Origin of the sequence: Marinobacter sp. F3R08, from assembly GCF_018860425.1 — a bacterium.
In the GTDB taxonomy this organism is placed as follows: domain Bacteria; phylum Pseudomonadota; class Gammaproteobacteria; order Pseudomonadales; family Oleiphilaceae; genus Marinobacter.
The window spans coordinates 141197-163192 of record NZ_JAHKPI010000014.1 but is presented as its reverse complement, the minus strand read 5'-3'; the positions used below and the strand labels follow the sequence as shown (position 1 = coordinate 163192).

General features: G+C 59.2%; 12 protein-coding genes. 6 read left to right on the top strand and 6 right to left on the bottom strand.

Features of this window, described 5'->3' with window-relative positions; translation table 11 throughout:
* Positions 1-11 precede the first annotated feature (11 nt).
* Complete coding sequence (locus KO499_RS03830; protein ID WP_215982387.1) at positions 12-1187, top strand: acyl-CoA dehydrogenase family protein; 1176 nt, start codon at positions 12-14, stop codon at positions 1185-1187.
* A 2-nt stretch (positions 1188-1189) separates the two neighbouring features.
* Positions 1190-1966, top strand: coding sequence for an SDR family NAD(P)-dependent oxidoreductase (locus tag KO499_RS03825; RefSeq protein WP_215982386.1), 777 nt, complete (start codon positions 1190-1192; stop codon positions 1964-1966).
* Between the two features lie 74 nt (positions 1967-2040).
* On the opposite strand, the gene gabT is transcribed toward KO499_RS03825, so the two are convergent.
* Positions 2041-3318: a 4-aminobutyrate--2-oxoglutarate transaminase gene (gabT, locus tag KO499_RS03820; protein WP_215982385.1), complete on the bottom strand. Its 1278-nt coding sequence runs from the start codon at positions 3316-3318 to the stop codon at positions 2041-2043.
* Between the two features lie 89 nt (positions 3319-3407).
* Positions 3408-5138 carry an ABC transporter transmembrane domain-containing protein gene (locus tag KO499_RS03815; RefSeq protein WP_215983375.1) on the bottom strand — a complete coding sequence of 577 codons (1731 nt, stop codon included), beginning with the start codon at positions 5136-5138 and terminating at the stop codon, positions 3408-3410.
* Between the two features lie 154 nt (positions 5139-5292).
* On the opposite strand from KO499_RS03815, the gene KO499_RS03810 reads away from it, so the two are divergent.
* A complete protein-coding gene (locus KO499_RS03810; RefSeq protein WP_215982384.1) occupies positions 5293-7101 on the top strand; it encodes an ABCB family ABC transporter ATP-binding protein/permease in 1809 nt (602 codons plus the stop codon).
* On the opposite strand, the gene recD is transcribed toward KO499_RS03810, so the two are convergent.
* The 4 genes from recD to KO499_RS03790 form a co-directional block, all read right to left on the bottom strand.
* A complete protein-coding gene (gene recD / locus KO499_RS03805) occupies positions 7098-9362 on the bottom strand; it encodes an exodeoxyribonuclease V subunit alpha (RefSeq protein WP_215982383.1) in 2265 nt (754 codons plus the stop codon). The two genes, KO499_RS03810 and recD, sit on opposite strands and share 4 nt — an antisense overlap.
* Positions 9359-13084 (bottom strand): exodeoxyribonuclease V subunit beta, encoded by a 3726-nt coding sequence (gene recB, locus KO499_RS03800; protein ID WP_215982382.1) that lies wholly within the window; start codon positions 13082-13084, stop codon positions 9359-9361. The genes recD and recB overlap by 4 nt, the downstream gene beginning before the upstream one ends.
* Positions 13081-16674 carry an exodeoxyribonuclease V subunit gamma gene (gene recC / locus KO499_RS03795; RefSeq protein WP_215982381.1) on the bottom strand — a complete coding sequence of 1198 codons (3594 nt, stop codon included), beginning with the start codon at positions 16672-16674 and terminating at the stop codon, positions 13081-13083. The genes recB and recC overlap by 4 nt, the downstream gene beginning before the upstream one ends.
* Positions 16675-16850: 176 nt before the next feature.
* On the bottom strand, positions 16851-17141 hold the full coding sequence (locus KO499_RS03790; RefSeq protein ID WP_215982380.1) for a DUF6482 family protein: 291 nt from the start codon (positions 17139-17141) through the stop codon (positions 16851-16853).
* Between the two features lie 225 nt (positions 17142-17366).
* On the opposite strand from KO499_RS03790, the gene KO499_RS03785 reads away from it, so the two are divergent.
* The 3 genes from KO499_RS03785 to KO499_RS03775 all read left to right on the top strand — a co-directional run bounded on the left by KO499_RS03785 (position 17367) and on the right by KO499_RS03775 (position 21892).
* Positions 17367-17807: a DUF4864 domain-containing protein gene (locus tag KO499_RS03785; RefSeq protein WP_215982379.1), complete on the top strand. Its 441-nt coding sequence runs from the start codon at positions 17367-17369 to the stop codon at positions 17805-17807.
* A gap of 120 nt (positions 17808-17927) precedes the next feature.
* The gene (locus KO499_RS03780) at positions 17928-19637 is read left to right on the top strand and encodes a VRR-NUC domain-containing protein (protein WP_215982378.1); all 1710 of its coding nucleotides are present in this window, start codon (positions 17928-17930) and stop codon (positions 19635-19637) included.
* Entirely contained in the window at positions 19634-21892 is a 2259-nt protein-coding gene (locus tag KO499_RS03775; RefSeq protein ID WP_228339750.1) for a helicase C-terminal domain-containing protein, read from the top strand. Before KO499_RS03780 ends, KO499_RS03775 begins: the two co-directional genes overlap by 4 nt.
* Positions 21893-21996 lie beyond the last annotated feature (104 nt).

Genomic DNA, 21996 nt, shown 5'->3' with positions numbered 1-21996 from the left:
CGGAAAATGGTATGAACTTTGAGCTAAGTGAAGATATAAAAAACCTACAAACCCAGGTTCGTCGGTTCATCCGGGAAGAGATCATTCCCATGGAAAATGACCCGAGGCAGACGCCTCATGGCCCAACAGAAGATCTGCGTAGTGAGCTGGTCGCGTTGGCGCGGAGTAAAGATCTGCTAACCCTTCATGCTTCTACCGCAATGGGTGGCAAGGGGTTATCTCATGTGGCCAAGGCAGTGGTTTTTGAGGAAGCGGGATACTCCCCGTTGGGGCCTACGGCGATGAACATCCATGCGCCGGATGAGGGTAACATCCACTTGATGGACCTTGTTGCTTCTGATGCCCAGAAAGAGCGATGGCTCAGGCCTCTGGCAGAAGGCCGGACCCGCTCCTGCTTTGCCATGACAGAGCCGGCACCCGGTACGGGGTCTGATCCCAGCATGCTGAGTACAACGGCGGTAAGAGACGGCGACGATTTCGTGATCAATGGCCATAAATGGTTGATCACAGGAGTTACTGGCGCGAGCTTTGCCATCATTATGGCTCGAACCGAAGATGATAATGCCACCATGTTCCTGACGGACACAGATAAACCCGGTTTCACCGTCGAACGCATGATGGATTCAATGGATTCCTGCTTTACAGGGGGGCATGGGGTTGTTCGATTGGACAACCTGCGGGTACCGAAAGAGGACATTCTCGGTGAGGTTGGTAAAGGTTTCCGTTATGCCCAGGTTCGATTGGCTCCCGCGCGTCTGACTCATTGCATGCGTTGGCTTGGTGCTGCTCAGCGAGCGCATGACGAAGCGAGTCATTACGCACGAAATCGTCAATCGTTCGGCAAACGCCTTGGTGATCATCAGGGCGTGGGATTCATGCTGGCGGATAATGAAATGGACATGCTGACCATACGACTGTCCATACTGCATTGCGCCTGGGTACTGGATAGTGGCGGACGGGGTAATGTTGAATCCAGCATGGCCAAAGTCATCAGCTCCGAGGGCATCTGGCGTGTGATTGATCGCAGTGTACAGATCCTGGGTGGCCAGGGGGTTTCTGGCGAAAACATTGTAGAGCGCATCTTTAAGGATGCTCGTGGATTCCGGATCTATGATGGGCCTAACGAGGTTCATCGCATGAGTCTGGCCAAGAAAATACTCGCACGGGAAGATATTCGACAGGCATAAACATGACCAATCCAGCACACATTTTTGACCTGACAGGAAAACGTATTCTAGTAACGGGTGCCTCCAGTGGTCTTGGACGACATTTTGCATCGATATTGGCTAAAGCCGGAGCCAGAGTTGCTGTCGGTGCACGGCGAGAGGAGCGTTTGTCTGCTTTGGTTGACGACATTCGCTCGCAAGGTGGCGACGCTCAGTCCGTCACTCTGGATGTGACTGACCGGAGATCTGTCGTGGACGGTATTGGCCAGATCCATGAACGTTTTGGAGGATTGGACGTTGTCGTCAATAACGCCGGAGTAAGTGATACCAAGTCTGCCCTGGAATACACCGATGACGACTGGGACGCAATCGTTCAAACCAATCTCAAGGGTGCCTGGATCGTTGCTCAGGAAGGCGCTCGTCTGATGGTGGAATCCGGCGGCGGTGGCAGTATTGTCAATGTTACTTCGATTCTGGCAAGTCGACTGGCGGGTGGCGTTGGTCCTTACTGTGCTGCCAAAGCAGGTTTGTCGCACCTGACCCGATCCATGGCACTCGAACTGGCACGCCATAACATCAGAGTCAATTCACTTGCACCGGGTTATGTGGTTACGGAGATCAACGAGGCATTTCTGAACAGCGAAGCGGGCGAGCGTCTGAGAAAGCGAATTCCCTGTCGCCGTTTTTGCGAATTGGACGATCTGAATGGGGCGTTGATCCTGCTTGCCTCAGACGCAAGCATCGCTATGACGGGGGCAGAGCTGGTTGTAGATAATGGCCACGCTTGTTCGGGCTTGTAATCTGATGCACTAAGAGCAGGATGGAGAATGAAATAGCCGGGCTCTGAGCCCGGCTATTTAGTCGAATGGTACCGTTAAGCCCCGACTTCCTTGAGGCTCTCTTCGACAATGGCCAGTCCCTCTTCCAGTACATCGTCTTCGATGGTGACCGGCATCAGGAACCGCAGGGTGTTGCCGTACATACCACAGCTCAGGAGAATCAGACCCTTCTCCTTGGCTTTCTTGGTCACCGCGGCTGCCAGTTCCGGCTTCGGTGTCCGGCTTTCCTTGCTCTCAACCAGTTCAAAGGCGGCCATGGGCCCCAGGTTACGAACATTGTCCACATGGGTGAACTGTTCCTGCCACTGGCTGAAGCGCTGCTTCAGTTTTTCGCCAAGAGCCTGGGATTTGCCCAGGATATCTTCCTCTTTGAACACGTCGAAAACCGCCAACGCTGCGGCACAGGCGGTAGGGCTGCCGGTGTAGGTGCCGCCCAGAGAGTTCGGGCCGGATGCATCCATGTGCTTGTCGGTACCGACAATGGCGGAGATGGGCATGCCGTCGGCCATACTCTTCGCCATGGTCATCATGTCCGGCTCAACACCGCTGTGCTCAATGGCAAACATCTTGCCAGTACGGCCAAAGCCACTCTGAACTTCGTCCACAATCATCAGGATGTTGTTTTCATCGCAGATTTTGCGGATTTCCTTCAGGAAGCTGGCTGGCGCTGCGTAAAAGCCGCCCTCACCCAGCACCGGTTCAATCACGATGGCGGCTGTATTGTTGGCTGGCGAGTCTGCTTTCATGGTCATTTTCAAACCACGAAGGGCTTCGTCCTCGCTGACACCGTGATATGGCACCGGGTAAGGCGCGCGATAGACAGTTCCTGGCATCGGCCCGAAATCGGTCTGGTAGGGCGCGGCCTTGCCATTCATTGCCATGGTATAAAAGGTCCGGCCGTGATAACCGCCGTCAAAGCAGATCACGTTGGTTTTACCGGTAGCGGCCCGGGCGATTTTCATTGCGTTTTCAAGGGCTTCCGCGCCGGAGTTAGCCAGCATCACCTTGGCGTGCCCTTTTACCGGCACAATTTCGCTGAGTTTCTGCGCCAGCTTTACGTAGCCCTCATAGGGCATGACCGTCTGGCAGGTGTGCATCAGTTTGTCGAGCTGTGCCTTGACGGCCTCCACCACCTTGGGGTGACGGTGGCCAATGTTCAGTACGCCGATGCCGCCGGCAAAATCAATCATGCGTTTGCCGTCTGCATCCCACAGTTCCGCATTGGTTGCATGGTCGGCAAACTGCTCATTGGGACTTGCCGCGCCCGCTGCAACGTAGCGTTCTTTGAGTGCCTGCAATTCTTTATTGCTCACTTTGCCATTCTCCCTGTGTTCACGTTCGAAAGTTTCATTAACCAGTGTAAGTAGTACGGTGTCAGGAAACAAACCGACTATTGTCGTTGTCAGACAGCATGGTCCCGGAACTGCAGTTTTGCCAAACGCTGGTAAAGGGGATTGTGCTCCATCAGTTCATCGTGACTGCCTACGGCCAGCAAGCGACCCTGATCCATGACTGCGATACGATCTGCGTCCCGGACGGTCGCCAGCCGGTGGGCAATGACCACGGTGGTCCGTCCGGCGGTGAGCGCCGGCATTGCCTGCTGGATCAGGTTTTCACTCTCGGCATCCAGAGCGCTGGTGGCTTCATCCAGTAGCAGAACCGGGGCGTTGGCCAGCAGCGCCCGGGCAATGGCAAGGCGTTGCTTCTGGCCGCCGGACAAACCCAGACCGGCATCGCCCAGTGGCGTTTCATAGCCTTTTGGCAGGCTCAGGATGAACTCATGAGCATGGGCCACCTTAGCCGATCGCTCCACATCCTGCTGACTGGCATCGGGCTGTGCATACCGGATGTTGTCTGCCACCGTGCCATGAAACAGCGCCGGATTCTGAGGTACCAGGGAAAAGCACCGGCGCAGGGCATCGAGAGGCAGTTCGGCGGTGTCTATCCCGTCGATGAGAATTCTGCCTTCGGTGGGCTGGTAGAAGTGCAGTAGCAGATCGAACAGGGTTGATTTACCGGCTCCGGATGGCCCCACCAGCGCCAGCGTCTCGCCAGCCTTTATTGCCAACGTCAGATCCGTTAATGCGGGCTGCTCAGAGCGCCCGGGGTACGAGAAGCCCAGATGGTCGATCTCGATCGCACCCTGCACAGGCTCTGGAAGATTCACCGTCGCCTGTTTGCGTTGAAACGCCGGTTCGGTCTGTAGCAGCTCAAACAGGCGTGCGGCAGAGCCTGCGGCTCTCTGTAGTTCCCCGATGACTTCACTGATGGCCCCGGCAGCCACGCCCACCAGAAGGCTATAGAACACAAAGGCCGCCAGTTCACCGGGACTGATCCGGCCGTGAATGACGTCCAGGCCGCCTATCCAGATAACAATACCGACGGCACCCATCACCAGGGAAATGGCCAGTGTGGTCAGCCAGGCGCGCTGACGAATGCGCTGGCGTGCAATCTCGAAGGCCCGTTCAGATACCTCGGAAAAATACCGGCGGTCGTGGGGCTGATGGTTGAAGGCCTGAACGGTTTTGATCTGGGTGAGGTTCTCGCCCACGTAGCTGCCCACATCCGCAACCCGGTCCTGACTGAGCCGGGACAGCGCCCGCACCCGTCGGCCGAAAAACAGGATGGGGGCGATAACCAATGGAAAACCCAGAAGAATGATACTGGCCAGCTTGGCGTTGGTAATAAACAACAGCAGCAAGCCCCCGATCAGCATCAGCGCGTTACGCAGGGCAATCGAAACGGTCGAACCAATCACCGACTGCAATACGGTGGTATCGGCGGTAAACCGGGACTGGATCTCCAGGGCTCGATTCTGTTCGAAGAAGCCGGGATGAAGATCAATCAGATGGTTGAATACTTTCTTGCGAATATCGGCCACCACCCGTTCGCCAATCCAGGACACCAGATAGAACCGGGCAAAGGATCCAAACGCCAGGCCCAGCACCAGGACGAAAAACAGGCCAATGGCTCTGGCCAGGTTCCCGGGCGATTCGGTGGCCAGTCCCTGATCCACCAGGATGCGCAACCCCTGCCCCAACCCGAGTGTGATACCGGCAGTGAAAACCAGCGCCACCAGCGCACCGGCGATAGCCCGACGATAGGGGCTGATAAATTCGATAACCAGTTTCAGGGCTTTGCGGTGACGGGTTCTGATGATGTGCCTCCTGACGGGCTGAGTACTGTAAACTCCAGTAACTATACGGTTTTGTCTCTGAACAAGACTTATCATACAGCTAAGCAAGAGCCCGTGTGCTCGACAGCTCCGAAACCCAAGGAAAAGCTCTGTGCGCGCCTACGCCGACAACGACTACCCGGCAGACCATAAACCGGACTGGAAAATAATTTCAGGCCTGTGGCCCTATCTGGCTGAATTCCGGGGGCGGGTTGCGCTGGCCCTGACGTTGCTGGTGCTGGCGAAACTGGCAACGGTCGCCACACCCATTGCCCTGAAATACATTGTCGATTACCTGGACCAGAACCGCGGGGCAGACATGCTTCTGTGGATTCCTGTGATTCTGGTGGTTGCCTACGGATCATTACGCTTTGGCGCCACCCTGTTCAACGAGCTCCGGGACGCAGTGTTCGCCCGGGTGGCCGAGCGGGCCATGCGGCGGGTGTCGCTGCGGGTATTCGAGCATCTGCACCAGCGGGAACTGGCCTTTCACCTGGATCGGAAAACCGGAGGTCTGGCCCGGGATATTGAGCGGGGCACCAATGGCATCAGTTTCCTGCTGCGCTTCACCCTGTTCAACATTGTGCCCACCATTCTGGAAATCCTGCTGGTGGCCGGAATCCTGTTCGTGGTTTTCAACGTCGGCTACGTGCTGGCGATCCTGGTTGCCGTGGTGGTGTACGTGGTGTTTTCCGTCAAGGTGACCGAGTGGCGTACCCGGTTCGTAAGGGAGGCCAATGCGCGGGATAACCAGTCCAATTCACGGGCAGTCGACAGTCTTCTTAACTATGAGACGGTGAAGTATTTCAACAATGAGCGCTACGAAGCCCAGGTCTACGACCAGGATCTGGACGACTGGGAACAGGCCCGCTTGAAAAACCGGTTGTCCCTGGCGGCCCTGAACTCGGGGCAGGCGCTGATCATTGGTGTGGCGATGATTGTGATCATGGCCATGGCCGTGCGCGAAGTGGCATCTGGTGAAATCACTCTGGGTGATTTCACCATGATCAACGCTTACCTGCTTCAGCTGTTCATTCCCCTGAACGCTCTGGGTTTTGTTTACCGGGAAATCCGCCAGGCCCTGGTGAACGTCGAGCGACTGTTCAGGCTGCTCGGGGACAGTCCGGCCATCCAGGATACGCAGGATGCAACGGAACTGGCTGTGGATAAAGGCGAGGTGCAGTTTGACCATATCCACTTTGCCTATCGTCCGGATCGCCCGATTCTCCAGGATGTGAGTTTTTCCATCCCGGCCGGTCACAAGGTTGCCGTTGTGGGTGCCAGTGGCGCTGGTAAGTCGACCCTCGCCCGCGTGTTGTTTCGGTTTTACGATGTTGACCAGGGCGCCATCCGGATTGATGGCCAGGATATCCGGCAGGTTACCCAGGACAGCCTGCGATCGGTGATTGGCGTGGTGCCCCAGGATACGGTGCTGTTCAACGATACCCTCTATCGGAACCTGGCCTATGGCCGACCCGCCGCCACCGAGGATGAAGTATATCGGGCTGCCCGGCTGGCCAATCTCGAAGACTTTATCCACAGCCTGCCTGATGGCTATCAAACCAGAGTAGGCGAACGAGGCCTGAAGCTTTCCGGTGGTGAGAAACAGCGGGTGGCCATTGCCCGTGTGATCCTGAAAAATCCGCCGCTGCTGATTCTGGATGAAGCCACCTCATCCCTGGATTCCTTGTCCGAACAGGCAATTCTTGGTGCCTTGAAGGAAGTGAGCCAGCGGCGGACAACCCTGGTGATCGCCCATCGGCTTTCTACCATCCGCGACGCCAATACCATCCTGGTGATGGATGCCGGCCGTATCATCGAGAGCGGAAGTCACCATGAGTTGCTGACCGCCGGTGGCCATTACGCCCACCTCTGGGCGCAACAACACCGGAATGATGAGGAGCAGGCTCCGGAGCGCTAAGCTTCCCTGAGCAGTCCGGCCAGACCGGACGCACGAACCACCTGCTGCCCGACGGCCTCTTGCAGAATTCTGGCGTCGCCGGTAACCAGGCTGAACCAGTTCCTGGCCCGGGTTATACCGGTGTAGATCAGCTCCCGGGTCAGAACCGGGCTCAGCCGGTCCGGCAGTACCAGACAGGTGTGGTTGAACTCCGAACCCTGGGACTTGTGCACAGTCATGGCGTACACGGTTTCCAGTTGCTGCAGGCGGCTGGGCGAAATCCACCGGATACCGCCCGATCCGTCGTCACCGGGGAAGGCAACGCGCAGGGTGTACCTGGGATCGCCGGCGTCAGTCCTGTCCCAGGGAACACTGAAGGTAATGCCGATATCCCCGTTCATCAGGCCCAGATTATAGTCGTTGCCGGTAATCAGTACCGGACGGCCCGGGTACCAGCCTTCGGCCCGTGGTATCAGTTTTTCAGCCAGCAGTTGCCGGGCGATCCGGTCGTTCAGACCCTCCACGCCCCAGGGGCCTTTGCGCAGGGCGCATAGGACCTGAAAGTCGTTGAAGGCGTCGAGTACCTGTATCGCCATCGCATCCCAGTGTTCCCGTGGACTGGTTTCGCTCAGACCATGATTCCACATCCGCTGAAGGTAGTGGCGATAACCAACGGGTGGCGGAAGGCGATGGCCATTCACTTCCCGCCCCTGTCCGGCATTGCGGAATACCTCCGGTGAGCCGGTAATGGCATGGCGGCATACCAGGTCCAGGGTGTCTTCCGGATCCGGTTTTCGAGTTTGGCCATTGAGCAGGATGACATCGTCGAACGCCGTTTCCCGGATCTGGCGCAACATGACGCTATCGAGCGCATTGGTATTCACGGCTTCCGCGAACGCCCGTATGCCACTGTCTTCCTGGAACCGGTAACTCTTGCGCAGCATGGCCACGGCCTGATCCATAGGCTGGCCTTCGTGGTCCACAAGGGTTTCCGGTATATGGCTGCCGGTTATGGCGGCCAGCCATTGCGCCGTTTCCCCCGTGTAGTGGGCGTCCAGCGCCCGCTGACACAATTCACCCAATACCGCACCGGCATCAACTGAGGCCAACTGGTCCTTGTCGCCCAGCAGGATCAGCTGGACGTGGGCGGGCAGCGCATCGAATACAGACGCCATCAGGTCGACGTCCACCATGGAGGCTTCGTCGATCACCAGGATGTCCACCAGCAAAGGATTGTCACGGTTATGGCGGAATGTCCGGGTATCTGGCCGGCTTCCAAGCAGGCGGTGCAGCGTGGTGACTTTGGTCGGAATATCCGACAGGGCTACCTTCCCGGGCAGCCCGGAGAGCGGCAGGCGGCTGACCGCACCGCCGATGGATTCGTTAAGGCGGGCCGCGGCCTTGCCGGTAGGAGCCGCCAGGCGGATGCGGTATTTTCGCCCTCCCCGTGAGGCAGACTGCCCGGCTACCGCCTGCAGGGCGGCCAGCAGATTGACCACGGTGGTGGTTTTTCCGGTTCCGGGGCCGCCGGTGATAACGGCGAAACGGTTGCGCGCAGCGAGTGCGCAGGCGAGTTTCTGGTAATCCACCGGTTCCGGTGACTGGAATAACTGGCCGAGCGCGCTGGACAGGGTGCGGGCCGAATCGGACGCCGGATCTGCCAGGGGCGATGGCATGGCCAGGCGTTGGCGGATGCCCTGGGCAATACGTTGTTCATAGCGCCAGAGTCGGCGCAGGTAGAGACGGTTGTCGTTCAGCACCAGAGGCGAAGTATGTGAGCCATTACATACTGCTCCACTCTCTTCCAAAGCGCTTTGGCAATCTGAAAGTGTGACCCGGGCCAGCAGGTCCGATGGCTTTAACCGGTCCAGCCCGGCTGCTCCGGAATCGCTCAGGGTATCGTGAACCAGCTCTTCCGGTGGCAGGGACAGAGTGTTGCCGGCATCGGCAAGGAGGCTGCCCAGATCGATGCAGACATGGCCCCGACCCACCTGATGGGAAGTCAGGGCTGCCAGTAACAGAACCAGTGGGTTCGGGCGATCGCCCTGCTCTTCGGACAGCTCCCGTATCAGGTGGGCAAAACCAACATCGAGGGGGCGAACCCATTCTGCCTGTTGCCACTGCAGCAGCAGGGCTTCCATTTTGTCCAGACTGGTCAGCACTGCGGAGATATCGGCGGATGTGCTGTGCGCATCAGGCAATGGGGCTGCATCGGAAGTGTCCTCCGGAAACAGGTCAATCTGGTGGTCGGACGCTTGAGTGTGAGGGCGGGTTCGGCTCATGCGACTACCTCTCCGTTTACGGACTCGCCATCGAACAGGGCATCCAGTTGTTCAATCAGGCTTCTTGGTGGTTTATCGGTAAAGACGCCGCCATTTCTGGAGTGAACGCCCCGCAGGAACAGATACACCGCGCCGCCCACATGGCGATCGTAGTCATAACCCGGTAACCGGGCCTTGAGCAACCGGTGCAGTGCCAGCAGGTAGAGCACGTATTGCAGATCGTAGCGTTTATCCAGAATGGCGTTGCCCATGGCCTGGTCTGTGTAGGCGCTGTCCTCCTCACCCAGGGTATTGGATTTGTAATCCAGCACGTAATACTGCCCGTTGTGTTCGAAGACCAGATCGATAAAGCCCTTGACCATTCCGTTGAAGCGTGATGCCTCAGCCTGGGGCCGATCGGCGCCATTCAGGGTATGGTGTTTCACCAGCTGGTCGAGCTTCCCGATGCTGACATTGCGGCTTTCAAACCAGAATTCCAGTTCCGGGCGCAGGGATGTCAGGTTTGCCAGACTGACGCTTTCGATACCGCTGCGATCCAGTCGAAGGGGTTGGGCGATCAGAGCCAGCAACCAGTGCTCCAGTGGTTCCACCCAGTCACTCCAGCCACGGGTTCCGCACCGGCGGATGAGCTGTTCCCGGAGCATGGCCGGATCGTCCAGAACCCGCTGAAACCCGTGCTGAGTACACCACTCCAACAATTCATGCAGGAAGGTCCCGGGGCCGGCGCCTTTGGGAAAATTGTGGTGGTTGCGGTGAGCCGCCATGGGTGCGGTTTCTTCATCGGCTTCCTGGCCGCTCTCTTCCAGCAGGTTCTGGGTCTGGGCGTCCTCCACTTCTCCGGTAAACGCAATCCCGGTGCCGGCCATGCCGGTGTATTCAATGGAGGAGTAACTGGCAATCCACCAGTCTTCCTTTGCCTCGCGGGCAGAGTTCAGGGCCGGTCCGAGGGCCTCGGGTGCCTGTTCGGTGTAGTGTTGATCGTCCGGTTCCGGCAGCGGGCTAACTGCGATTTCCGGCCGGCCCTCCGCCAGCCGGTCCAGGCATTGGGTCATGCCGCTCTGTTCTTCCCCGGCAATCAGATAGCCCAGACCACTTTGCTGCCAGTTATCGAGGGCGGCCGCGCCCACCCATGTAGCGAACCGGGCCCGGGTCAGGGCTACGTAGAGCTTACGGATATCCTCACCCAGGCGTTCCCGGTCTGCTTTGGCAACATCTTCCGGGGCGGGATCGAAAACGGTGATCAGTCGTCCCAGGTCATCGTGATAGCGAACGAAGACCTGTTTTTCACTCTGGGCTCTGAAGGCGGTGCCAAACGGCAGGAACACCAGCGGATACTCCAGCCCCTTGGACTTGTGAACCGTAATCACCTTCACCAGTCCGGCATCGCTTTCGAGCCGCAGGGTACGGTGTTCGTCTTCCTCGTCAGCTGCCCGCAGAATCTGGGTGTAGTGGTGCACCAGGGCGTGTTCACCGTCCAGTTGCAGGCTGTCCTGCTGGAGCAGCTCTGCGATATGCAGGATATCGGTCAGTCGCCGCTCACCATCTGGCCGTTGCAGCAAACGGCCCGGAACCTCGAAGTCCATCAGGAAACTGCGCAGTACGGGCAGAACACCCTGCTTCTGCCACTGCTGGTGATATCCGATAAAACGGTCAATCTCCTGCTCCAGTACCAGTTCGTCGGTGAGCAGTTCATTCATGGCCTGCCAGGATTGTCCCAGTGTGGGTGTGGCCAGGGCCGCCCGGATATACGCCAACTGCCTGGGCTCGGCGAAGGCCCTCAGCCAGCACAGCATTTCCTTCGCTTCCCGGGATGTCAGTACCGAGTCCCGGTCGGACAGATAGACACTCTTGATGCGTCGGCGACCCAGGGCGTCCCGTACTGCGCTGGCCTCGTTCCGATTATTCACCAATACCGCGATATCTTGCGGGGCGAGTGGCTCCGGGTTCGCCGGGCTCTCCGGCAGGGCGAAGCCGGCCACCCCGGCCTGCCCCAGGGTCAGCAACCGGGCGATCTCGCTGGCGCAGGTTTCCGCCACGTCGGCGGTGGCAGCACCCTTGGCGAGGCCCCTGGCGTTGCCGTTTTTGTCTTCTTCACCGGATTCGTGGGCCCAGAACACCAGGCTGGGCTGAACGTCGCCGTTCACCGACCACAATCGTTTGGTGCCGTTGGAGTCCACGCCCTGGAAAGGCAGTGGTGAGGTGTCGCCCTTGCCAAACAGGAAAGCGCCATCCCGACTGCACTGGTCGCTGTATTCGAATACCCGGTTCACCGCAGCCACCATGGGTTGGGCGGAGCGGAAATTTTTACCGAGTGTGAAGGTTCGTTCTCTCACACCCTCTCTGGCCTGCAGATAGGTGTAGATGTCCGCGCCCCGGAAGCCGTAAATGGCCTGCTTGGGATCCCCGATCATCAGCAGGCAGGTGCCGGTATCTCCGCCCCCGACCTTATAGATGCGGTCGAAGATGCGGTACTGGACCGGGTCGGTATCCTGGAATTCGTCGATCAGGGCCACCGGGAACTGCCGGCGGATGGTGGCGGCCAACTGATCGCCCCGGGGGCCGTGCAAGGCCTCGTCCAGTCGGGTGAGCAGGTCATCAAAACCCATCTCGGAACGTTGCTGTTTTTCCGATTCCAGTCTGTCGGCGATCCAGTGACTGGCATGGCGCAGGATGTCGGACCTGGCGCTGGGCGGGTTCTGGCTGAACGCCAGCAGCGTTTCGATTGCGTCGAAGGCAGGATGATGCGGGGCGGACTCATCGCCTTTGAGAATGTTGTCGAGCCCCTCGGGCGTCTGGTTCTTGAAACCGGCGGCACTGTCGATCTTTTCCGGTAACAGTTCGTCGGATTCGGCCCACGGGATCAGAAGGTCCCAGACCTTGACCATGGCGTTCTTGCTACCGCCATGGAGTCGTTTGCTCTTGTTGAGTTCGTTCAGCAGATCAATGACTTCTCCGCGCCACTGGCTCCAGGGATGAGCCTTCAGGGCCTGCGACTGTTCCAGGCGCTGACTGACCACCTGATCGATGGCCTGGCAGACGCTGTCCGGTGGTGAGCCCAGGCTTTGAGGATCATCAATCAGGTTGCGTATGGCCTGGCGCAGGTTGTCCGGTGTTTTCCAATGGCTGAGGGCTTCGTCCATGAGCGCTGTGGGCAGCGGATAGACGAACGTACGCCAGTAATCCCGGGTAACCTCATCCAGTAATTCACTCTGGTCGGTCTCCAGGGTGAGCTTGAACAGGCTGCCGCTGTCGAAGGCGTGCTCGCTGAGCATGCGGTTGCAGAAACTGTGGATGGTAGACACCGCCGCCTCATCCATCCACTCGGCGGCCAGCAGCAGTTTCTTGCGGCATTCCGGCCAGCTGGCCGGATCCGGGTAGCTCTGGTTTCGCAGTTGGTAGATCAGTGCTGTTTCCGCGGGCGGGTCGGGCTCATCCGGGCCATCGGAAAACACCTCTGCGGCCTGGGTCAGCCGGGTGCGGATGCGGTCCCGGAGTTCTTTGGTGGCAGCCTCGGTGAATGTGACGACCAGCAGGTTGGGTGGCAGCAGGTTCTGCAGTGGGCTGTCTGACGGTTGGCCGTGGCCAAGCACCAGGCGCACGTAAAGAATGGCGATGGTGAAGGTCTTGCCGGTTCCGGCGCTGGCTTCGATCAGCGCGCTGCCGTTCAGGGCAAGCGCCAGCGGGTCCAGGTTTGGGTTGAGGTTGTTCATCGGATCGCTCATTGCATACTCCCGATCTGGTCCGCCGCCGATTTACCCTGCTCAGCTTCCCACAAAGGCACATAGAGCTGATGTAACAGGGCTTCGAACTCGCCGCTGGCCATCAGTTGCTCCGGAGTTTCAAAGGCACCCCTCAGGTAGCCGGTGTCCCTTTCCAGGGCTGAACTGTAGGTTTGCTCTGCCTCTGCAATGGCCCGTTCATGGTCGCCCAGGTATTTCTTGCTGCCGTAGAAACTGGTGATCCAGGCAAAGCCCGCCTCACAGTGAACAGGCAGGGCCCGGGTTGTTGCCTCTATCCAGCGGTTGAGGCTTGCCTCAAAAAGTGGCCTGGCCTGCTCGGGTGCCAGCGGTGCGAACCGGACGGTTTTGCGCTCCTCCTTGCCCAATATCCGTGTTTCAAAAGGCTGGCCGGTGAGTTGGCCGGCGAGATGAATCACCCAGTCACGCAACAGGTTTGCGTAGCGGATTTTCTTACCATTACCGGCACTGCTTAACAGGCTTGAGCTGGCCACCACCAACCGGCATAGTTCGCCCCCTGGATTGCAGCGCATGTTGTCGATCAGGTCTGCTACCTCCACCCAACCCAGGGTATTTTCGAACCGGTAATCGAAGGCCAGTGGCTCGGCTATCACCTCTGGCCATTCGGCCAGGGCATCCCGGTATCGCTGGAACAGATCCGGCAAGCGCCCGGCCAGCTCCGAACGCAGCCGGTGTTCGGTCACGCCCATGCCCAGATCGCCCCGGCGAGCCATCCGGTCCAGTGCCCCCTGCAGCCGCTCTTCAAGTTTGTCTTCACTGTCGGCCTTGAGCACAGCGTCCTGAATCAGCTCGTTATCCAGGCGCCAGCGGTCCAGACCGTCCAGGTCGAAATTCTCGTTGTCGGTATCGTCGTCTTCGACATCGTCAAAGCGCACCTGCAGGCGGCGCTGGTAAAAGGTGTCGATGGGCTTTTTCAGGAAGCCGGCCAGATCGCTCAGGCTGATGGGTTCTTCCGGTACCTGATACGGGAGCGCAACCGGAGTCTGTTCTTCGGCCGCAACGCCATGGGCACTGCGCCACTCCCGCTCATAGGTGAACAGGTTGCGGGCCTGCCGGATTTCTTTCAGTGGCCGGGGGGTACTGTTTTCGCTCTCTTCCAGCCCGTTGGTTGTCGGAAAATAAGCCCGGCTGAAAGGCTGCAACGGGTGCTGGGTGGTCAGCGCCCGGGTGACCCTGGCGGCCGAATCGCCCGACACCTGCCAGAGGTTGTCCAGGTGATCCTGCAGCTGCCCCACCAGCACCGATGGTGGTCGTTCGGAATCGTCCTTGATGCTTCTGCCAACCCAGCTTATGTACAGCTGTTCCCGGGCTGATAACAGGGCTTCCAGGAACAGGTAGCGGTCGTCTTCCCGGCGCGAACGGTCCCCCGGTCGGTACTCCTGGGCCATCAGGTCGAAATCCACCGGCGGCCGGGAGCGGGGGTAGTCGCCGTCGTTCATGCCCAGCAGGCAGACATGGCGAAAGGGAATGGCCCGCATGGGCATCAGGGTGGCGAAATTTACCTTGCCGGCCAGGAAACGCTGGTTCAGGCCACCTTCGTCAAGCCCGTCCAGCAGCACGTCTTTGACAATATTCAGGGGTAGCTCCTGATCCCCAAGGCCGGCGGCCAGGGCGTCCTCCAGCCACTGCTCCAACTGGCGGCGGAACCGGTTGAGCAGCAGCAGATCATTGCCGGTAACCTGATGGAAAAACTGCTCGAGCATACCGGAAAACAGGGTTTCCCAGTCTTCAGGAGTACGGCTGGTCTGCAGTGCCAGCCACAGGGTTTCCAGCTGGCGGACAAAGTCGTTCAGACGGCCAGCCAGGCTTGCCTGCAGCCCGCCGATCTCGCCATAGGGTTCAACTCCGCACCAGGGCTCATCCTCACCCATTCCATAACCCAGCAGCATGGCGCGCAGGCCGGATTGCCAGGTGTTGCGTTCCAGTTCCGCTGGCAGATCCAGGCTTTCCCGGTGCCGGCCATGCAAGCCCCAGCGTATATTTGCACCCTGCACCCAGCGCCGTGCCAGGGGAATGTCGTCCTCAGTGACACCGAAGCGCTCCCTGATACCAGGGACTTCCAGCAGACTGATTATCTCGCTCACCGCGAAACGACTGCGGGGCAGGGACATCAGAGTTTCCAGGGCGATCAACACGGGTTCGTGGTGGCGCTGGCCCTGATCGGAAATGGTGAAGGGAATGTGGCGTTTGCGGCCGGGCTGATAACGGCCGAACACCGCCTGGATATGCGGTGCGTATACGTTGATGTCCGGTACCATCACAATCACATCCCTGGGGCGCAGAGACGGGTCGGTGTTGAACGCCGCCAGCAACTGGTCGTGCAGTATCTCTACTTCTCGCTGGGGGCTGTGGGCATCGTGGAATGCCAGGGAATGGTCCTCCAGCAGATCCAGCTGGCGCTGTTGCTCACGGATCTCCTGTAATGGGGTCAGGTTGTGGATATCGTCCTGCAACTGGTGCAGCAGGCGCGGTGAGTCATCGTTGCCGTGGTTCGAGAAGATGTCGATCTTGCGGTCCGGGGTCTGGAAGCTGCCCCGGTATTCCTCGGGATTATCGAATTCGTCCAGCAGCCGGATATAGTCCCGGCCCTGCTTTCCCCAGGCGGCCAGCAGCGGGTTGGCATGCTGGTGCAGCTGGTCCGGATCGTCGATGGCTGACAGTGCCGGATGGGTCTTGCCTCGTTTCCGCTCGGCCGTGAGCAGTTCCCGGTCGCTGATGATGTCGGCCCAGTAAAACTGGCAGGGGTTGTGAACACACAGCACCACCTGGCTGAACCGGCTCAGTACATACAGAGCCTCCAGCGCCTGCCGGGGTAGTGATGAAACGCCGAATACCACAATGCGCTCCGGTAACCGGGCCGGATTGGCGGGCGCCTGGATACGCTGGCCCTGGTCCATGAACCGGGTATGGATCTGCGAGCGGCTGGTATGGGCTTCAGCCCCTACATCCTCAACCAGTTTTCGCCACAGCAGCGATTGCCAACGGGTTTCCGGATCCAGCGGTTTTTCTTCAGCCCGGGCGGTAATAATCACGTCCTTGCCCTGCTCCCAGGCAGCCAGCCAGTCGGCGCGGAACACCTGGTACTGGTCGAACAGATCCGCCACTTTTTCGGCCAGCTGAAAATTGCGCAAATCCGGATCATTCCCCTGGAGGAACCGCGCCAAAGGCGTGAATGCGTCGTCCTGCCCCACCAGCCTGGGTAGTAACCGGTACAGCCGCCACACCAGCCGACGCTTGTCGAAAGGCGACTGCTCGGGCACTTCTCCGTCCGGAAGCACGGCCCGATAGGCCTGCCAGATAAACCGGGCCGGGAACAGAAAATCCATACCGGCCGCAATGCCCAGGCCGCCCTCCACGCCATCCTCGGTGCGCTTTTCTGCCAGTGCCAGCTTCAGCCACTGGGCAATGCCGTTACTCTGCACCAGGAAGGTTTCACTCTGCAGGGGGGGCATCGGGTTGTGCCGGCAAATGTAGACAACGGCCCGACGAAGGTCTTCCAGATGGTTGGCATGGATGGCGTGGAAGCCGGGTTCGATGGTGGACGAGTCGGTCATTGGGTTCCTTGTCGGGTGCGCAATTCAATCCGGTTGCCACAGGTTACCGCATGTGACCACAGATGCGGACAGCCTGAGACGTCTGAACGCCGAAAATCATAAAGAGCGCAAGCGACAAGAAGTGTCGTGAATGACCCGACAGGAAGGTGGGATGGGACGGTCTAATGCAGCGGGCCCTAAAGGGGGACCCGCATGGTTTCGGAACTGCTGTCGGGCATGCCGATCATTTCATCGGTTCCAGCCGGCGGAATCACTTCAGTGCGGTCAACCGGGTAATCATTGAAATAGTCCCGCGCTGCGCTGGCACCGGAAAACATCACCGGTTTGTCATAAGGATCGGTCAGCACGTAACCCTGGCCCTCCAGATAGAACCGAGCCATATAGTAGCGCCCTTCCATTGAGACGATCTCCAGCAGGGAGATGGTGTCGTGTTTGTGATGCCTGAGTTCACCGGTATCCATATGCATTGGAAGTCTCCTGTACGTTTATTGGCGTAAACAGGAATACGCATCGCTCATCCAAACAGGTCATTTAATGAGCAGAATTGATTTGTTTTAAAGCCCTTGAGTGAGAGCCACGGCCTGCAGGCCATGAGGATGGTGTTGCCCCAGGAGATTCTCTCACGGCATGAAGGATCCGGGTGCCAGCTCCACCCGTATCGGATAAAATATGAACAACAGAGAGGTGCCGTCATGAGTCACCAAAATGCGATTATCGGAAAATGGCTGATTCCCGTCCTGCTGGCTGTTATGGGGTTTGCCATTATCGGGTCCTCCCGGTTGCTGGCCAGCGACAAGGATGCGGACATTCGGGATACGATTCTTCGTCAGATTGAAGCCTTTGCCAACAATGATCAGGAACAGGCCTGGTCCTTCGCCTCCGAAGGCATCAAGCGCCGTTTCGGGTCGTCCCAGGTTTTCATTGATATGGTTCGCGAGGCCTACCCGGCTGTGCACAGTGCAACAGCCATAGAGTTTACCGAGCGAGTGCCCCATGGCGCCTTTGAGATTCAGGCGGTGCGGCTACAGGGGCCAGAAGGCAAACGTTGGGACGCCTACTACCGGATGGTGCTTACCGAAGGTGTCTGGAAGGTTGCCGGCGTGCGCCTGCAGCCGGCTGAAGTGGGCATCTGATGCGATCAGGCCAGATGCCGGCCGCCGTCGAGTGGCAGCGAGCGGCCGGTGATGTAACCTCTGCGGCTCAACGTGATAGCGTCATACTCCGAACTGTCTTTGAGGAATACCAACCAGGCCATGTCATCGGTGAAGCCACTGAGCAAACAACCGGGTACCGCAGATCTCAACAATCCGCTGTACTACCTCGAAAACATGGAAACCGTCCTTGGCTGGGTGCTGAGCCATCACGCAGATTTGCTGACAGTGGAGGAGCGGGATCGACTGGCCGGCTTTCAGAACCTTTCCCTTCCGGCCCGGGCACTGCTGACCCGGATGGTGATGCGCTCGGGCGATCTTTTCCGGCCTGACAAACTGAACTACCCGGAGCTTGGCGTGCCGGAGGACCGTGCCCTGGTGGAGCTGACCGGGGCAGCCTGGCTGGACACCGAGCCTGTGCTCAGCATGGATGAGCTGTTTCGGCTTTTCACCCTGGCAGAATTGCGTCCGGCTTTTGCGCCCTTGTTAAAAGCAGCCGGAGAGCCTGTTAACCTGCCCAAGGGCCAGATGCGTGACACGCTGCTTGCACGGTTTCCGGATCCGGTCAGGGTTGCCGACTGGCTGGGTCAGCACGCAAAGCCCGTTGTCAGGCTGGCAGCCATGCCCCTGTTCGACCGTGTGCGCCTGATGTTTTTCGGAAATCTTCGCCAGAGCTGGTCCGATTTCGTGTTGGTGGAGCTGGGCCATCAGCAGTATGAGCCGGTGACCTTTACCCCGGAATCCAGGGCGTTTCAGTACCGATCGGAGGTCGATCTGTACCTGGCCATGCACCAGTGCCGGGAGCGGTTGGATGAGGGCGTATCTGCCCGGGAGGTCTGGCCCGATGTGCCAGGGCCGTCGGATAACGCCTGGCTGACCAGCCGACGGGACCGGTTGTTGCTGGAACTGGGGCGCCAGGCAGAGCGTCAGGGCGAGCGGGAGCTGGCCTTGCAGGTTCTCGCCAGCAGTGGCCACCGGGAAGCACGGCTGAAGCAACTCCGGTTGCTGGAGCGGATGAAACGTCACCGGGAAGCCTGGGCCATTGCGATCCGCTGGCAGCAACAGCAGTTGAGCGACTCGGAAGCCCAGGGCCTGGCGCGGATTCTGAAACGGCTTGCGAGCAGGCTTGGTGAGACACCCCCACCACCACCGGAGCAGCCCCCAATCCGGGATATCACTCTGAGCCTGCCGAAACCCGCGACGGGATCCGTTGAGTTCGCGGTGCTGGAGCACCTTTGGCAGAGGGAAGCCCCTGTCTTTTATGTGGAAAACACCCTGATCAACGGACTGTTTGGTCTGCTTTGCTGGCAGACCATTTTTGCACCGGTACCGGGGGCGTTCTTTCACCCTTTCCACGTGGGCCCGGCGGACCTGACCCGGGAGGATTTTGTGGTCCGTCGCCAGACGCTGTTCGACCGGTGTTTTGCCATGCTGGCGGATGGCTCCTACCGGGAACGGATTATGGAAAACTACCGGGCCAAACAGGGAATCACCAATCCCTTTGTGATCTGGTCGGTAATCACCGATGAACTGTTGGCTCTGGCGCTGGACTGTCTTCCGCCAGAGGATCTTGAATGCCTGTTCCGTCGGCTGCTGTTGAATATTCGGGAGCACCGCAGCGGCTTCCCCGATCTGATCCGATTTATTCCCGGTAACACTGAGCCTGCAAAACGCTATGAAATGATTGAAGTGAAGGGCCCGGGTGACCGCCTGCAGGATCACCAGATCCGTTGGCTTGAGTTTTTTGCCGGTGAAGGCATCCCCGCCAGCGTCTGCTATGTGCGCTGGCAGGACAACGAGGTAAGGGAATGACGGTGAAGGTTGCCGTCCGGACTCTCTGCGAGTTTGCTGCCCGTGCGGGCGATCTGGACTTCCGCTATACCCCGGCGCCCAGTGCCGAGGAGGGTATTGCTGGTCATCAGGCCATCCAGTCCCGGCGCGGTTACGGTTATAAAAGTGAGTATTCACTGACCGGTGAATGTCTGGGGTTGTTGCTTTCCGGGCGAGCGGATATCTACAATCCGCACCGGGGCCGGCTGGAAGAAATCAAGACCCATCGAGGTGACCTGTCCCGAATCCGTGAGCATCAGCGGGCGCTCCATCGTGCCCAGCTGCGGGCCTACGGTGCACTCCTGTGCCGTCAGGAAAAGCGGAAAAAAGTGGAACTGGCGCTGATCTATTACGACACCGCCAGGGACAAGGAAACACCGGTGGTGGAGACTGCCAGTGCCCAGGAGCTCTGGCAGGAACTGGAAATCCTGTGTGGCCACTACAAAGCCTGGGCCGAACAGGAAGCGCACCATAGGGACCAGCGTAATGCCTTGCTTGCCGGGCTGAAATTTCCCTTCCCCGAGTTCCGTCCAAGGCAGCGGCAGCTGGCGGAAACGGTGTACAAGAACGGGGTGAAGTCCGGCACCCTGCTCCTGGAAGCACCGACGGGTCTGGGCAAAACCCTCGGCACCCTGTTCCCGGCGTTAATGGCAATGCCCTCAGCCGGGCAGGACCGGTTGTTCTACCTTACCTGCCGCAACACAGCCCGCCAGCTTGCCATGGATGCGGTGGCGCGACTTCGATCGGCCCAGGCTGCCCCGAACTGGCCCCTGAGAACCCTGGAGCTGGTGTCGAAGGACGATGCTTGCGAGCATCCGGACAAAGCCTGCCATGGCGATTCCTGTCCGCTGGCCAAAGGCTTCTTCGACCGGCTGCCGGACGCGCGGGCCGAAGCGGCTCAAACCCGGGGTACATTGGACCAGCCCACTTTGGCGACGATCGCAGCCGGTCACGACATTTGCCCGTATTTTCTGGCCCAGGAAATGGCCCGGTGGGCCGATTTGGTGATTGGTGACGTGAACCGTCTGTTTGATCAATCCGCCCTGCTCCACGGTCTGATTCGCCAGAACAACTGGAAGGCCAGCGTGCTGGTGGACGAAGCCCATAACCTGGTGGACCGTGGTCGTGGCATGTATTCCGTCCGGCTGGATCAGCAGCGATTGCTGCGGATTAAGAAAACCGCGCCGAAACCGCTGAAGTCGCCCATCGAGCGTACCGCCCGGGCCTGGCAGAGCCTGATCCGGGATCACCAGGCTGATCCTGAAAGCCCGGAGTTTCTCGAGACCCTGCCGACCCAGCTGCTTGGTGCCCTGCAGGCACTGGTTTCCAACCTTACCGATTATCTGGCCGACCATCCGCCGGATCTGGCCCTTCAGGAACTGTTGTTCGAAAGCGTCGCGTTCATGAAGCTGGCGGACACCTTCGGTGATCATTCCCTGTGTGAATTCCAGCGCGCCGGTCGGGGCCGGGCCAGTCTGACCATTCAGAACCTGATACCGGCAGACTTCCTGCGGGAGCGTTTTGAGGCAGCTCATTCGGTGCTGCTGTTCTCCGCCACCCTTAGCCCCGGTGTCTATTACCGGGATCTTCTGGGCCTGCCCGAAGATGCCCGCTTTACCTCTCTGCCCAGCCCTTTCAGTGCCGATCAGCTGCAGGTGCACTTCACACCAGGCATCAGCACCCGCCAGGCCCATCGGGACGGGTCACTTCAGCCGATTGCCGATCTGATCGCCCGCCAGTTCCGGGAGAGACCCGGGCACTACCTGGCATTTTTCAGCAGTTTCAAATACGCCCGGCAGGTCAGCGAGGCCCTGGCCAAACAGGCTCCGGATGTCCCCCAGCGGGCCCAGAAACCGGGTATGTCACCTCAACAGCGAGCGGATTTTCTGGCGGGTTTCAGGGCGCCGGAAGGCAGTGTGGCGTTCGCTGTTCTGGGCGGGGTGTTCAGTGAGGGTATTGACCTGCCCGGGGATCAGTTGATCGGGGCGTTTGTCGCAACGCTGGGTTTGCCACCGTTCGATGCCTGGCACGACATTCTGAAAGTCCGACTCGAGCAGCGCTTTGGCGCCGGTTACGACTACACCTATCTGATTCCGGGATTGCAGAAAATTGCTCAGGCCGCCGGACGGGTGATTCGTACCCCGGAAGACCGCGGCGTCATCTGGCTGATTGATGACCGGTTTCTGCAGCGCCCCCTCCAACGTCTTTTACCGTCCTGGTGGTGGGTCAGATCCTAGTTCTTGCCAAGGCCTTCGGTGGGCGCTTGGGTATTGATCGCAATTTGATTCTGGTCAGCACCTTTGCATCAGGCAGGCCTATAATGATTGCAACCTAAGAACTC